At 72.0% G+C, this 14342-nt stretch carries 12 protein-coding genes; 9 read left to right on the top strand and 3 right to left on the bottom strand.

Features of this window, described 5'->3' with window-relative positions; genetic code table 11:
• The first annotated feature begins 37 nt into the window (after positions 1-37).
• The 7 genes from DEJ19_RS05215 to DEJ19_RS05245 all read left to right on the top strand — a co-directional run bounded on the left by DEJ19_RS05215 (position 38) and on the right by DEJ19_RS05245 (position 9584).
• Entirely contained in the window at positions 38-1444 is a 1407-nt protein-coding gene (locus tag DEJ19_RS05215) for an alpha/beta hydrolase (protein WP_111234232.1), read from the top strand.
• 260 nt (positions 1445-1704) lie between these two features.
• On the top strand, positions 1705-4053 hold the full coding sequence (locus DEJ19_RS05220) for a transglycosylase domain-containing protein (RefSeq protein WP_258377495.1): 2349 nt from the start codon (positions 1705-1707) through the stop codon (positions 4051-4053).
• A gap of 139 nt (positions 4054-4192) precedes the next feature.
• Complete coding sequence (gene gatC, locus DEJ19_RS05225; protein ID WP_017887005.1) at positions 4193-4492, top strand: Asp-tRNA(Asn)/Glu-tRNA(Gln) amidotransferase subunit GatC; 300 nt, start codon at positions 4193-4195, stop codon at positions 4490-4492.
• Between the two features lie 11 nt (positions 4493-4503).
• Positions 4504-6051 (top strand): Asp-tRNA(Asn)/Glu-tRNA(Gln) amidotransferase subunit GatA, encoded by a 1548-nt coding sequence (gene gatA / locus DEJ19_RS05230; protein ID WP_027464607.1) that lies wholly within the window; start codon positions 4504-4506, stop codon positions 6049-6051.
• On the top strand, positions 6051-7556 hold the full coding sequence (gatB, locus tag DEJ19_RS05235; protein WP_035807593.1) for an Asp-tRNA(Asn)/Glu-tRNA(Gln) amidotransferase subunit GatB: 1506 nt from the start codon (positions 6051-6053) through the stop codon (positions 7554-7556). Before gatA ends, gatB begins: the two co-directional genes overlap by 1 nt.
• Positions 7557-7665: 109 nt before the next feature.
• Complete coding sequence (locus DEJ19_RS05240) at positions 7666-8865, top strand: type III polyketide synthase (RefSeq protein WP_111234233.1); 1200 nt, start codon at positions 7666-7668, stop codon at positions 8863-8865.
• The gene (locus DEJ19_RS05245; protein ID WP_111234234.1) at positions 8862-9584 is read left to right on the top strand and encodes a methyltransferase domain-containing protein; all 723 of its coding nucleotides are present in this window, start codon (positions 8862-8864) and stop codon (positions 9582-9584) included. Before DEJ19_RS05240 ends, DEJ19_RS05245 begins: the two co-directional genes overlap by 4 nt.
• 108 nt (positions 9585-9692) lie before the next feature.
• Here DEJ19_RS05245 and DEJ19_RS05250 read toward each other — a convergent pair whose 3' ends face one another.
• Positions 9693-10742 carry a zinc-dependent alcohol dehydrogenase family protein gene (locus DEJ19_RS05250; protein WP_111234235.1) on the bottom strand — a complete coding sequence of 350 codons (1050 nt, stop codon included), beginning with the start codon at positions 10740-10742 and terminating at the stop codon, positions 9693-9695.
• Between the two features lie 80 nt (positions 10743-10822).
• Between DEJ19_RS05250 and DEJ19_RS05255 the strand changes: the two genes are divergently transcribed.
• Both DEJ19_RS05255 and DEJ19_RS05260 read left to right on the top strand, forming a co-directional pair.
• On the top strand, positions 10823-11800 hold the full coding sequence (locus tag DEJ19_RS05255) for a DUF3097 domain-containing protein (RefSeq protein WP_111234237.1): 978 nt from the start codon (positions 10823-10825) through the stop codon (positions 11798-11800).
• 70 nt (positions 11801-11870) lie between these two features.
• Entirely contained in the window at positions 11871-12524 is a 654-nt protein-coding gene (locus tag DEJ19_RS05260; RefSeq protein WP_017886998.1) for a hypothetical protein, read from the top strand.
• A 320-nt stretch (positions 12525-12844) separates the two neighbouring features.
• On the opposite strand, the gene DEJ19_RS05265 is transcribed toward DEJ19_RS05260, so the two are convergent.
• Both DEJ19_RS05265 and DEJ19_RS05270 read right to left on the bottom strand, forming a co-directional pair.
• Positions 12845-13858 carry a LacI family DNA-binding transcriptional regulator gene (locus tag DEJ19_RS05265; protein WP_071405476.1) on the bottom strand — a complete coding sequence of 338 codons (1014 nt, stop codon included), beginning with the start codon at positions 13856-13858 and terminating at the stop codon, positions 12845-12847.
• On the bottom strand, positions 13855-14277 hold the full coding sequence (locus DEJ19_RS05270; RefSeq protein ID WP_258367055.1) for a DUF3054 domain-containing protein: 423 nt from the start codon (positions 14275-14277) through the stop codon (positions 13855-13857). The genes DEJ19_RS05265 and DEJ19_RS05270 overlap by 4 nt, the downstream gene beginning before the upstream one ends.
• Positions 14278-14342: the final 65 nt, after the last annotated feature.

Below are 14342 nucleotides of genomic sequence, written 5' to 3' on the forward strand. Positions count from 1 at the left end.
GGGGGACGTCGGGACGGCCTTCCCGGGGGAGACCCGAATGCTGCTCATCGCTGCGGCTCTGCTCACCGCCTCGGTGCACTCGCTCGGAGTGATCGAGGCCCCAGGCATGCCCCCGGCGCACCAGGTCACGGTCGCCAGCACCGCCACGACCCGCATCGTCCCGGTCGACGACGTGCTCTCGTCGGCGTCGGCGTCGGCTCCCGTGGCGGCACCGCTGGCTGCAGCGGCGTCGTCCACGACAGCGGTGCGGGTCGACGACCTCGCCGCCGCGCACGGACGCGCCTTCGTCGAGGACCTCGGTGCGCTCGGTGCCGCAGACCTGCGGAGCGCGGCCACCGACCGCGGCGTCGTGGCGACGGTGCAGGACGACCCGCCGCCCGCGCAGACCGTCGCGCAGTGGTGGTCGCACCTGCCCGCCGACGAGCAGGACCGCCTCCTCGTGCACGCGCCCGCCCTGGTCGGGAACCTCGAGGGCGTGCCGTACGCGGTCCGTGACCAGGCCAACCGCGCGACGCTGACGTCCGGCCTCGCCGACGCCGACCTCGGAGCAGCCCGGGCCGCGATGCTCGGGCAGGTCCGGGACTCCCTGGTGCAGCAACCCGGCGACCCGCGGCGCTTCCTGGTGGCGCTCGACACCCGGGGGTCGGGCCGTGCCGCGATCAGCATCGGCGACCTCGACACCGCGGCCGACGTCACCGTCGTGGTGCCGGGCATGTTCTTCACGGTCACCGGGCAGATGACCGACTTCACGAACACCGCCAACGACCTGTCCCGTGAGCAGGCCACCCTGGCGCCGCTCGCCGCCGCGGGCAACGGGTCGGGAGCCGCCGTCGTCGCGTGGATGGGGTACCGCACGCCGGACCTGTCCAACATCCTGTCGCTCGGGCTCGCACGGACCGGGGCCGAGCGGCTCGAACGGACCGTCGCAGGGCTTCGCGTGATCCGGGCGGGCGACCAACCGCGCGTGAACATCGTCGCGCACTCGTACGGGTCGACCACGGCGATGACGGCCCTGGCGTCGGGGCGGATGACCGCCGACACCCTGACCGTGCTCGGGTCGCCGGGCAGCGACGTCCGGACGGCGGACGACCTCGCCGTCGCCACCGGGCAGGTCTTCGTCGGCGGTGCGCACAGCGACCCCATCGCGGGCTCCGGGTACTTCGGCACCGACCCGGGCGGGGCGTCGTTCGGGTCGACCGTGCTCGACCTGGCCGGGGGCGCCGATGCGCTGTCGGCCGGTGACGTGTTCCGCCGCCCCGTGGGCCACAACGACTACCTCAAGCCGGGCACGGCATCGCTGCACGACGTCGCCCTGATCGGCATCGGCCGCGGCGACCTGGTGCGCGAGCAGGTCCGACGCGGCAAGTCGGGTGGTGACGGCATCGTCGGCGCCTCGCCGGACATGTACCTCGTGCGCCCGCAGGACCTGCAGCCCCGTGACTGACCGGCCGTGACCGACGGACGGTGGGCGGCCGGCCCTGACCGACCCGGCGGACCCACCGGTCGTGGCGACGCGGTGGACGTGACCCGATCGTGACCGGCGTCCGACGTGGCGGAGTCGTTGCGGGCCTCCCGGCCGGATCGGTGCGCCCGCGCGGATCGCGACGCGTCCTCGGAACCGCCTGGGTGGCAACCTGAGCGCGACCGCAGCCTGCACTCGTTCCAGGGCAGAACCAGTACAGCCCTGCTGCCTACGGTGCCGTCATGCGTGTGGTGCGATGGCCTGGTGCTCTCCTGATGTTCGTGGTGATGTCCGTGCTCGCCGGCATGCTCGTCGCCGTCGCGGTGACCCCGGCGGTCGCCGTCGCGGGTGAGGGGACGTCCGGGGCAGTCTCGTTCTTCGAGGACCTGCCGACCTACCTCGACGTGCAGACCCCGCAGCAGGTGTCGTCCGTGTACGCGGAGCAGGGCGGGAAGCAGGTCAAGATCGCCTCGTTCTACGCCGAGAACCGCACGAACGTGACGGCCGACCAGATGGCGGACTCGCTCAAGCAGGCGGCGATCGACACCGAGGACCCGCGCTACTACGACGAGGGCGGCATCGACGTGCTCGGAACGCTCCGCGGGGTCGCCGCGACCGTCGTCGGCGGGGACGTGCAGGGCGGCTCGAGCATCACGCAGCAGTACGTCAAGAACGTCCTGGTGCAGCAGTGCGAGGAGCTCACGGGCAAGGACCAGGCCGCCACCGAGAAGAAGGTCGAAGCCTGCTACGAGGACGCGGCCGGCGTCACGCCGCAGCGCAAGCTGCAGGAGATGCGGTACGCGATCGCGGTGAACAAGAAGTACTCGAAGGACGAGATCCTGACCGGGTACCTCAACATCGTCGGGCTCGGCGGGCGGGTCTACGGGGCCGAGGCCGGGGCCGAGTACTACTTCGGCGTGCACGCGAAGGACCTGTCGCTCATGCAGTCGGCCACGCTCGTCGCGATCCTCAACAACCCGTCGAACCTGCGCATCGACGTGCCGAGCGACAAGGACAACGGCAAGGCCAACGGGTACGAGCTGACGAAGGAGCGCCGCGACTACGTGCTCCGCCGGATGCAGGCGCACGGGTCGATCACGAAGGCACAGATGACGAAGGCGATCGCGACGCCGGTCACGCCGAAGATCACCGAGACCGCCAACGGGTGCTCGACCGCCGCGACGCACTACGACGCCGGGTACTTCTGCGACTACGTCCGCGACCAGGTGCTGCAGGACCCCGCGTTCGGCAAGACCGCGGCGGCACGCATCGCCACACTCGACACCAAGGGCCTGCAGATCCACACCTCGCTCGACCTCGACCTGCAGGGCCAGGCACAGTCCGCCCTGTCCACCTACGTGCCGGCCACGATGGCCGGCGTCGACGTCGGCGGCTCGAACGTCACCGTGGAGCCCGGCACCGGCCGGATCATGTCGATGGTCCAGAACACCACGTACACGCAGGGGGACAACGCCGCCGCCGGGGCCACGGCGGTGAACTACAGCGCCGACTCCGGGTACGGCAACTCGGGCGGGTTCCAGACCGGCTCGACCTACAAGGTGTTCACCCTGGCTGAGTGGCTCGCCAGCGGGCACACCCTGTCCGACTCGGTCACCACCTCGGAGCACCAGTTCGCGAACGCCGAGTTCACCAACAGCTGCCAGAACGTCGCGGGTGGCACCTGGAACGTCGCCAACGCCGAGAGCGTGCCGTCGTCGATGTCGGTCGAGGCGGCGACGGTCGAGTCGATCAACACGGCGTACGCCCAGATGGGCAAGCAGCTCGACCTGTGCAAGATCGCCCAGCTCGCGCAGTCGATGGGCATCCACCGCGCCGACGGCGGTGACCTGACGCAGACGCCGTCGTCGATCCTCGGCGTGAACGAGCTGTCGCCGATCGACCTGGCCGAGGCCTACGCGGGCTTCGCCAACGGCGGCATCGTGTGCACGCCCACCGCGATCGACTCGGTGACCGAGGCGGACGGCACGAAGATCACCCCGACGCCGTCGTCCTGCACGCAGGGCGTCTCGGCGGACGTCGCGGGCACGGTCGACTACGCGCTGCAGGGCGTGCTGTCCGGGTCGGGGACGGCCGCGAGCGCGAACCCTGGGGACAGCGTGGCGAAGTTCGCGAAGACCGGCACCACCGACGGCGACGTGCAGAACTGGCTGGTCGCGTCGTCGACGAAGTACACGAACGCCACCTGGGTCGGCAACGTGCAGGGGAGCGTGAGCCTGGCGAACTGGCCGTTCCTGCAGGGCACCACCGGGTACAGCGCGAAGTTCGGGGTCGGGAAGTCGATGATGGCGTACCTGGACCAGACCGTCGGCGGGGGAGCGCTGCCGGCGCCGAGCCAGGCGATGATCGGGCAGGCGAGCAAGTCGTCGTCATCGTCGTCTTCGTCTTCGTCTTCGTCGTCGTCGTCGGGGACTTCGTCCGGGCAGGGGACTGCGCAGGACGACCAGACGACGCCGACGGCTGCTCCGGCTGCACCTGCCGCTCCGGCTGCACCCGCTGCCCCGGCTGCGCCGGCGCCCGCCGCCACGGTGGCCCCGGCGGCACCGGCGGCGGGGGACCAGAACGGGAAGTGACCGTCTGACCCCCTGGAGGCCCGGTGCCGGTCCGGCGGACCGGCACCGGGCCTCCAAAGGGGTTGTCCACAGCCGCGCCTGCGCGCTCGACGCAGCCAATAGACTGTGGGGCATTCCACGAACCGATCGACGGAGCACCATGCCTGACATCACGAGCGAGCAGGTCGCACACCTGGCGAACCTCGCACGTATCGCACTCACGCCCGACGAGATCGAGAAGCTGACCGGGGAGCTGTCGCACATCGTCGAGAGCGTCGCCAAGGTCGCCGAGGTCGCGACCGACGACGTCCCCGCGACGAGCCACCCCGTGCCGCTCGGCAACGTCACCCGACCCGACGTGGTCGGCACGACGCTGACGCAGGAGCAGGCGCTCTCCGGGGCGCCCGACTCCGACGGCGAACGGTTCCGCGTGACCGCCATCCTCGGCGAAGAACAGTAGGGCGAAGAACAGTGACTGACGACATCACGAAGCTGAGCGCCGCGGCGCTCGCCGACGCCCTCGTGGCGCGCGACGTCTCGAGCGTCGAGGCCACCCAGGCCCACCTCGACCGGATCGCCGCCGTCGACGGCGACGTGCACGCGTTCCTGCACGTCAACCAGAACGCCCTGGCAGTGGCGAAGTCGATCGACTCCCGCCGTGCCGCGGGCGACGACCTCGGGCCGCTCGCCGGTGTGCCGATCGCCGTCAAGGACGTCCTGTGCACGCAGGACATGCCCACGACCGCCGGGTCCAGGATCCTCGAGGGCTGGGTGCCGCCGTACGATGCCACCCCCGTCGCGAAGCTCCGCGCCGCCGGCCTCGTGCCGCTCGGCAAGACCAACATGGACGAGTTCGCGATGGGCTCGACCACCGAGTTCTCGGCGTACGGTCCGACCCGCAACCCGTGGGACCTCGACCGGATCCCCGGCGGCTCCGGCGGTGGCTCGGCCGCTGCGGTCGCCGCGCACGAAGCACCCTTCGCCCTCGGTTCGGACACGGGTGGCTCCATCCGTCAGCCGGGTGCGGTGACGGGCACGGTCGGTGTGAAGCCGACCTACGGCGGGGTGAGCCGCTACGGCGCCATCGCCCTGGCGTCCAGCCTCGACCAGATCGGCCCGGTGTCCCGCACCGTCCTCGACGCCGCGCTCCTGCACGACGTCATCGGCGGGCACGACCCGAAGGACTCCACGTCCATCCCGGACGCCTGGCCCTCGATGGCCGCCGCCGCACGCGAAGGGCTGCAGGCGGACACCCTCCGCGGCCTGCGCGTCGGCGTGGTGAAGGAACTCGCCGGGGGCGACGGGTTCCAGGCCGGGGTCACCCAGCGCTTCCAGGAGACGGTCGCGCTGCTCGAGTCGGCCGGCGCGGTCGTCGTCGAGATCGACGCCCCGTCGTTCGCGTACGCGATCAGCGCGTACTACCTGATCCTCCCGGCCGAGGCGTCGTCGAACCTCGCCAAGTTCGACTCGGTGCGCTTCGGCCTCCGGGTCACGCCCGAGAACGGTGCCACCGTCGAGGACGTCATGGCCGCCACGCGTGAAGCCGGCTTCGGGCCCGAGGTCAAGCGGCGCATCATCCTCGGCACCTACGCCCTGAGCGCCGGCTACTACGACGCCTACTACGGCTCGGCGCAGAAGGTCCGCACGCTCGTGCAGCGGGACTTCCAGGCCGCCTTCGAGCAGGTCGACCTGCTCGTCAGCCCGTCGGCCCCGACGACCGCGTTCCCGATCGGTGAGCGCATCGACGACCCGCTGGCGATGTACCTCAACGACCTCACCACGATCCCGGCGAACCTCGCCGGCGTTCCCGGCATGAGCATCCCGAACGGCCTCGCGCCCGAGGACGGCCTGCCCGTCGGTGTGCAGCTGATGGCGCCCCAGCGTGAGGACGCCCGGCTGTACCGCTACGGTGCCGCCCTCGAGCGTCTGCTCGAACAGCAGTGGGGCGCGCCGCTCATCGCGTCCGTCCCGGACCTCGACCAGAGTCAGCAGTCCGCTGCGCAGGAAGGTGTGATCTGATGGCGCAGAAGGACGCGCTGATGGACTTCGACGAGGCGCTCGAGCGCTACGAGCCGGTGCTCGGCTTCGAGGTCCACGTCGAACTCGCGACGAAGACCAAGATGTTCTCGGACGCCCCGAACTTCTTCGGCGGCGAACCCAACACGAACGTCACCCCGGTCGACCTCGGGCTGCCCGGGTCGCTGCCGGTCGTGAACGCACAGGCCGTGCGGTACTCGATCCAGCTCGGGCTCGCGCTCGGCTGCTCGATCGCCGAGTCCTCGCGGTTCGCCCGGAAGAACTACTTCTACCCGGACAACCCGAAGAACTACCAGGTCTCGCAGTACGACGAGCCCATCGCCTACGAGGGCGAGGTCGAGGTCGAGCTCGCCGACGGGACGATCTACAACATCCCGATCGAGCGCGCCCACATGGAAGAGGACGCCGGCAAGCTGACGCACGTCGGTGGTGCCACCGGCCGGATCCAGGGCGCCGAGTACTCGCTCGTCGACTACAACCGCGCCGGTGTGCCCCTGGTCGAGATCGTCACGAAGCCGATCTTCGGCGCTGAGCACCGTGCCCCCGAGCTCGGAGCCGCCTACGTGCAGGTCATCCGCGACCTCGTCCGGGCGCTCGGTGTCTCCGAAGCCCGCATGGAGCGCGGCAACCTGCGGTGCGACGCGAACATCTCGCTGCGCCCTCGCGGGCAGGAGAAGCTCGGCACCCGCACCGAGACCAAGAACGTCAACTCGTTCCGCGCCGTCGAGCGTGCGATCCGCTACGAGATCCAGCGTCAGGCCGCGATCCTCGCCGCCGGTGGCACGATCACGCAGGAGACCCGCCACTGGCACGAGGACACCGGTCGTACGTCGGCCGGTCGACCGAAGTCGGACGCCGACGACTACCGGTACTTCCCGGAGCCCGACCTGCTGCCCGTCGTGCCGGACCCCGCCGTCATCGCGGAGCTCCGTGCCTCGCTGCCCGAGGCCCCCGTCGCACGCCGCCGTCGCCTGAAGGGTGACTGGGGCTTCGCCGACCTGGAGTTCCAGGACGTCGTGAACGGCGGGCTGCTCGACGAGGTCGAGGGCACCGTCGCCGCCGGCGCCGCACCCCAGGCTGCCCGCAAGTGGTGGACCGGCGAGATCAGCCGCGTCGCCAACGCGCAGGACGCCGCCCCCGGTGACCTGGTGTCGCCGAAGCACGTCGCCGAGGTCATCGCGCTCGTCGAGTCCGGCGACCTGACCGACCGCCTGGCACGCCAGGTGCTCGAGGGTGTCATCGCGGGCGAGGGCTCGCCGGCGCAGGTCGTCGAGGCCCGTGGGCTCAAGGTCGTCTCGGACGACTCCGCCCTGACGGCCGCGGTCGACGAAGCACTCGCGGCGCAGCCCGACGTGCTGGCGAAGATCCAGGACGGCAAGGTCCAGGCAGCCGGCGCGATCATCGGTGCGGTCATGAAAGCCATGAAGGGCCAGGCCGACGCCGCCCGCGTGCGGGAACTCGTGCTGGAGCGCGCACAGCAGTCGTAGGCAGTCCCACCACGGAGGGCACGGCACCGGTCGGTGCCGTGCCCTCCGTGGGTCCCGGTCGCCGTGGGCATCCTGGGGACACGTCAGCGATCGGGTGACAGGATGAGTCGTGTCCGCAACGATCCGCGCCATCGGAACCGCCGTCCCCGAGACGACCCTCGACCAGCCCCGGGTGCGTGACCTGTTCTCCGCCCAACCCGACCTCGGGCGGCTCGGCAAACGGCTCGTCCCCGCCGCGTTCGACGGGTCTGCGGTCGACCAGCGGCACACCGTCCTCGAGGAACTCGACTCCGCGCGTGCCGGTGGTGCGTTCCGTGACGACGACGGCACCCTGCGCTCGCCGTCCACCGGTTCGCGCAACGACCGGTACCGCGAACTCGCACCGCCGCTGTTCGTCGCCGCCGCCCGCGACGCCGTGGAACGTGCCGGCATCGCGCCGGAGGCCGTCACACACCTGGTGACCGTGTCGTGCACCGGGTTCACGCAGCCCGGGCCCGACATCGACGTCGTCGAGCAGCTCGGGCTCCCGGGTGGCGTCTTCCGGCACCACATCGGCTTCATGGGCTGCTGCGCCGCGTTCCCCGCGCTCCGGATCGCCGCGGCGTTCGTCGACCAGGACCCGGACGCCGTCGTGCTCGTGGTCTGCGGCGAACTCTGCACCCTGCACGTCCGCGCCTCGAACGACCCCGACCAGATCGTCGCGAACAGCGTCTTCGGCGACGGTGCGGCCGCCGCGGTCGTCGCCCGGGACGGAGCCGGTCTGCGCTTCGACGACTTCACGACGGCCGTGGTGCCCGAGGGGGCGTCCGAGATGGCGTGGAACATCGGGGACGAGGGCTTCGAGATGGTCCTGTCCACCGCCGTGCCGAAGCTCGTCGGCCTGCACGTCCCGAGCGCCGTGCAACCGCTGCTCGACGGTGGGCCGGCCTCGGACGTGCCGGTGTGGGCGGTGCATCCGGGCGGCCGGGCCATCCTCGACCGCACCCAGGAGTCGCTCGGCCTGCCCGACAGCGCCATGGAGTCGAGCCGGCGGGTGCTGCGGGAACACGGCAACATGTCGAGCGCCACGGTGCTCTTCGTGCTGCGGGACGCCGTCGACGCCGGCCTCGAGGACGGCAGCGCCGTCGTCGCGCTCGCCTTCGGCCCCGGACTCACCGTCGAGAGCGCACGGCTCACCACGGTGCGGACCGAGGCGTCGCCCGCGGCAGAACCCGCGAAGTCGCCCGCGGCAGAACCCGTGAAGTCGCCCGCGGCAGAACCCACTGTCGCACCCGCCCGCGTGCCCGTCGCGACCACGGGCGCGGCGTGAGCCGTCAGGGCGGCGGCACCACGGGCCTCCCGGCCGTCGACCTGCGCACCCGCGCGCTCGACCTGACCGAACTGATGGACGACCCGGACTGCGACCCGCGCGCCCTCGCACGCACGTTCCGGCGCTTCGCCGTCGTGAACGCGCTCGTGGGCGGTTGGCGCGCGGCCTGGCGGTCCCACGTCGTGCCGGCCCTGCCCGCCAGCGGCCGCGGTCGGGTGCTCGACCTCGGCTGCGGGGGTGGCGACCTGGCCCGCTCGCTGGTGCGGTGGGCGGCGGGCGACGGCTTCGACCTCGAGGTCGTCGGGGTCGACCCGGACGAACGAGCCATCGCCGCGGCACGGCGGTCGTCCCCGACCGGTGTGACGTTCCGGCAGCAGTCGAGCGGTGACCTGGTCGCGGCGGGTGAACGGTTCGACGTCGTCGTGTCGAACCACGTCCTGCACCACCTGGGCGACGAGGAGCGGCGGGGGTTCCTGGCCGACTCCGAGCTGCTCGCGAGCGGGCGCAGCCTGCACTCCGACATCCGGCGGTCGCCGGCGGCCTACCGGGCGTACGCGCTGGCGTCACCGCTCGTGGCGGCGGGGACGTTCATCCGGGTCGACGGCCTGCGGTCGATCCGACGGAGCTTCACGGTGCCCGAACTCCGCGACGTGCTGCCCGGCGGGTGGCGAGCCGAGGCGGCTGCGCCGCACCGGGTGCTGGCGATCCGCGACGCGTGAGCGGGCGGGCCGCCGGTTGTCGACTCGACCAGACGACGGACGGGAGGCCCGTGGCGACGCCGCCACGGGCCTCCCGTCCGTCTGCCGGTGCGTCCACGACGCGCGCCGCTACGGGCGCAGCAGCACCTTGATGGCCCGGCGCTCGTCCATCGCGCGGTAGGCCTCGGCGGCCTCGTCGAGCGGCAGCTCGAGGTCGAAGACGCGACCGGGGTCGATCGCGCCGGACAGCACGTCGGGGAGCAGCTCGGGGATGTACTTCCGGGCCGGGGCCATGCCGCCCGCGATGGCGATGTTCGTGTCGAACAGGTAGCGCGTGCCGATGGTCGGCACCCCGTGCGGGACCCCGACGAAACCGACGTTGCCGCCGGGGCGGACCGAGTGCAGCGCCTGGTCCATGCTCTCCTCGGTGCCGACGGCCTCCACGGCGCAGTCGGCCAGGTCGCCGCCGAGCAGCGCGCGGACCGCCGCGACTCCCTCGTCGCCGCGCTCCGCCACGATGTCGGTGGCACCGAACTCGCGAGCGAGCGCCTGACGGTCGGCGTGCCGGCTCATCGCGATGATGCGGTCCGCACCGAGCCGCTTCGAGGCGAGCACCGCGGACAGGCCGACCGCGCCGTCGCCGACCACGACGACGGTCTTGCCGGGGCCGACCGCTGCCGACACGGCGGCGTGGTGGCCGGTCGAGAAGACGTCGGACAGGGTGAGCAGCGACGGCACCAGGGCCGGGTCGACCGGACCAGGGACCGCGACGAGCGTGGCATCGGCGTCCGGGATCCGCACGTACTCGGCCTGTGCGCCGCCGACGGGGTCGCCGTACGCGTCCGTGCTGCCGAACCCGGACAGGTGGTCGCAGCCGGTGGTCATGCCGTTGCGGCAGGCCTGGCAGGTGCCGTCGTTCATGGTGAAGGGGGAGATGACGAAGTCGCCCTCGTGCAGGCCGGTGACGTCGTCACCGACGGCGACGACCTCGCCGACGAGCTCGTGGCCGATCGGCCGCGGCTGCTTCGTCTCGGTGACGCCACGGTAGGGCCAGAGGTCCGAGCCGCAGACGCAGGCCGCGAGGACCTTGACGACGACGTCCCTGCCGGACAGGAGCCCGGGTCGATCGCACTCCTCGACGCGGATGTCGTTCGGGGCGTGGATGATCGCTGCGCGCACGGGCGGGCCTTCCGTCGAGATGATGGGGAACCGGCGCGGTCGACGTCGTCCGGGCCGTCGTCGACAGTACCCTCGTGCGGGTGGACGACGACCGGTACGGCGGCGATGTGCTCTCGGGGGACTGGCGCTCGCGCGGGGTGAAGAAGGTGCGGCAGGTGCCGCTCGAACGGGACATGGTGCTCGAGGACCCGGACTCCGGGTGGGCCGGTGCCGTGGTGGGACTCGAGGCCGGCAACATCGCGCTCGAGGACTGGAAGGGCCGCACGCGTTCCTTCCCCTTCACCGGGCAGTTCCTGCTCGAGGGTGAGCTGGTGACGCTGGGGCGGCCGTCGGCGCCGGTCGGGCGGTCGGCCGCGGCTGCTGCCGGGGCTGGCGCTGCTGGTTCCGCTGGCGGTGCGGGTTCCGCTGGTTCCGTCGGTTCCGTCCATGCGGACTGGAGGCCCGGGGGCGCGCCCGCCGTGCGGCAGGCGTCCGACGGTGGTCGCCTCCGCACCGCGTCCGGATCGTTCGCTGTGGAGTCGCAGCGTGCTCGGGTGGCGCTCCCCAGCCGCATCATGGTCGAGGGCAAGCACGACGCGGAACTCGTCGAGAAGGTCTGGGGTGCCGACCTGCGCGTCGAGGGCGTCGTGGTCGAAGAGCTCTCCGGCGTCGACAACCTGGCCGCGGTGCTCGACGAGTTCCAGCCGACACGGGAGCGCCGGGTCGGGGTCCTGGTCGACCACCTGGTGCCCGGGTCGAAGGAGTCCCGCTTCGCCGACGCCGTGATGCGCGGCAAGTGGGGCGCGCACGTGCTCGTCGTCGGGCACCCGTTCGTCGACGTCTGGCAGTCGGTGAAGCCTGCTCGGGTCGGGCTGCGGGCGTGGCCGACGATCCCGCGCTCGATCGAGTGGAAGGCGGGCATCTGCCAGGCGCTCGGCTGGCCGCACGCCGAGCAGGCCGACATCGCCAGGGCATGGCAGCGGATCCTCGGGCAGGTGCGCACCTTCGCGGACCTCGAGCCGGAGCTGCTCGGCCGTGTCGAGGAGCTGATCGACTTCGTGACGGAACCACAGGCCTGAGAACCGGTGGATTGCCCGACCGGCGCGGTGTGCCGGGGGTGATCCGCGCCTCCAGGCCTACTGTTGAGGGATGGACGGCATCGACGGTCGCGTGCGGGGCGCGGTCGACCTGTGGCTGCGCTGGCTGCCGCGCTGGCAGATCGGTACCGCCCGCCCGCGCACGCGCATCTGCCGGAAGTGCACCGGGTCCCCGATCGCCGCGGCCGCGGGGTTCGGACCCGACGTGCCGCACGCCGTCCAGCACGCGCTGATCGGGCGGATCTCGACCATCGTCGAGGACGCCGTCGACGACTACACGGCGAAGAACCTGCCGCTGCTGCAGCGCGAACTGGAGCGGGCGGCGGCCCGGAAGCGGCACGCGGGGTACCAGCCGGCCGAGGGGTTGTCGCCGGAGTTCCAGGGCCTCGACGTGGACCCCGAGCCGTCGCCGGGGTCGCCGTTCCTGTTCACCCTCGGCGAGCTGGCCGGCACCGGTGCGGGGGAGCAGACGCCGCGCGAGCCGCTGTCCGACGAGGCGAAGGCCGCGCTCCGGCACGAGATCGCGCTGTCCGACGAGTGTGCGCGGTCGACCGGTACCGCGGTGTGCCTGGCGCTCATCGACCACCGGCCGCGGATCGCCGAGGCGGTCGAACGCCTGGTGGAGCCGCAGATCGAGGCGCTGGTGTCGGACATGTTCCGCGGGTTCGACGGGCCCGAGGACGGGCCGCGCAGCGGGTTGTTCTAGGCGCGGGCGCGGGCGCGGGTGCGCGTGTGCGGTTGTGGCTGCGGTTGTGGCTGCGGCCGTGGGTCGAAGCCGCACGGTGCTGTCTGTGTCGGCCCGTGCGAGGTTGACCGCTCGGTGCACGCTTGTAGCGCCGCACCGAGCCACCACGGTGGCACCGCTCGACGGACCTCGCACCGTGCGTGCTTCTCGAGCCTCGCACGGCATCACGAATCGTGCGCGGTTTGAGCGACCTCGCACCGTGCGCCAGGCCCGGAGCCTGCACGGGTTGAGTCGACGCGCACCGTGCGAGGTCGGCGGGTCGGCGGGTCAGGGGATCGGCGTCAGCGGGGGAGCAGGGTGCGGCCGGGGATCACGGTGCCGCGCAGTGAGCGGTGCTCGACCGGGCGCGTGGGGTCGTCGATGCGGCCGATGACGAGGTCGATGGCCTCGCGGCCGATGCGCTCGATCGGTTGCTCGAGTGTCGTGAAGCCGATCCAGTCGCTCGCCAGTGGGTAGACGCCGTCGAACCCGGTGACGGAGAGGTCACGCGGGACCTCGACACCGCGGCGGGCGAGCGCCTCGCACACGTCGAGCATGAGCCGGTCGGTCGGGCACATCACCGCGGTCACGCCCGACTCCTGCACGGCGTCCACCAGGTCGGCGGCGAGGTCGTCGGGTGGCCGCACGAAGCTCGCGTCGATGTCGATCACCCGGACACCACGTGCTCGGAGCCGCTCGAGCATCGCCGACGACCGCGCGTGCTGCGTGATCGCGTTGTCGAGCGGGACCGTGAACACCGCGGCCGTGGTGTGGCCGGCATCGGCGACGGCGTCCGCGATGGAGGCCCCACCGTCGACCTCGTCGCAGTAGACGCTCGAGAGCGCCGGGTGCAGCTCGGGCCGACCCGCGACGACGGTGGCGATGCGGGGCGCGAACTCGGCGATGTCGGCGGACGGCATCAGGCCGCTGCACACGACGAGCCCGTCGACGCGCATGGACACGAGTGCGGCGAGGGCGGACTTCTCGTCCTCGACCCGACCGACGCCCGTCGTGGTGACGACGCGGTAGCCGAGCTCCGATGCGCGGCGCTCCATCACGGCGTGCAGTGCGGTGTAGACCATCGACGATGCATCCCGGACGAGCATCCCGATCGTGTTCGTCCGCCCGCTGACCAGCCCGCGAGCCATCGCGTTCGCGACGTACCCGAGCTCGGCTGCCGCGCGTTCGACGCGCTCGCGGGTCTCGTCCGAGAACCGTCCGGTCCCGGAGAGCACCCGGCTCACCGCCGACTTCGAGACCCCCGCACGTGCGGCGACGTCGAGGATCGTCGGTTGGGAACCGCGGCTGCCGTTCACGCGTCGGACGCTGCGGCGTCCCGTCGCGACCGCGACGCGGTGAACCGGAGCACACCGCGGGCGATCGCGCGCCAGCCGAGCAGGAACACCCCGAGCACGATGGTCGCGACGATGACGAACGAGATCGGCAGCGGGTTGCCGTCGACGTCCCCCTGCCCGGTGGCGACGCGGATGGCCAGACCGACGAAGACCGTGAGGACCCAGACCACGACACCGGTCGGCCAGAAGCGCAGCGGTCGAGCCCAGGCACCGCTCGTCACGTACCCGATCGCCCAACCGGCCAGGAACGGGTAGGCGGTGGTCCAGAGCGCCAGCGCCGTGTTGGCCTCACCGTGCGACGAGCGCCCGATGAGCGCGAAGACGACGATGAGGACGACGTCGATGACGGCTGCGAGCCAACCCCAGGTGCGTGCGTTCACCCGCTCATTCTCGCAGGCCCCGGGCTGCTCGCTCATTCCTCCACAAGGTGCTCGGCGCGGCTGGT

The sequence above is a fragment of the Curtobacterium sp. MCSS17_016 genome (genome assembly GCF_003234255.2).
Classification (GTDB): domain Bacteria; phylum Actinomycetota; class Actinomycetes; order Actinomycetales; family Microbacteriaceae; genus Curtobacterium; species Curtobacterium flaccumfaciens.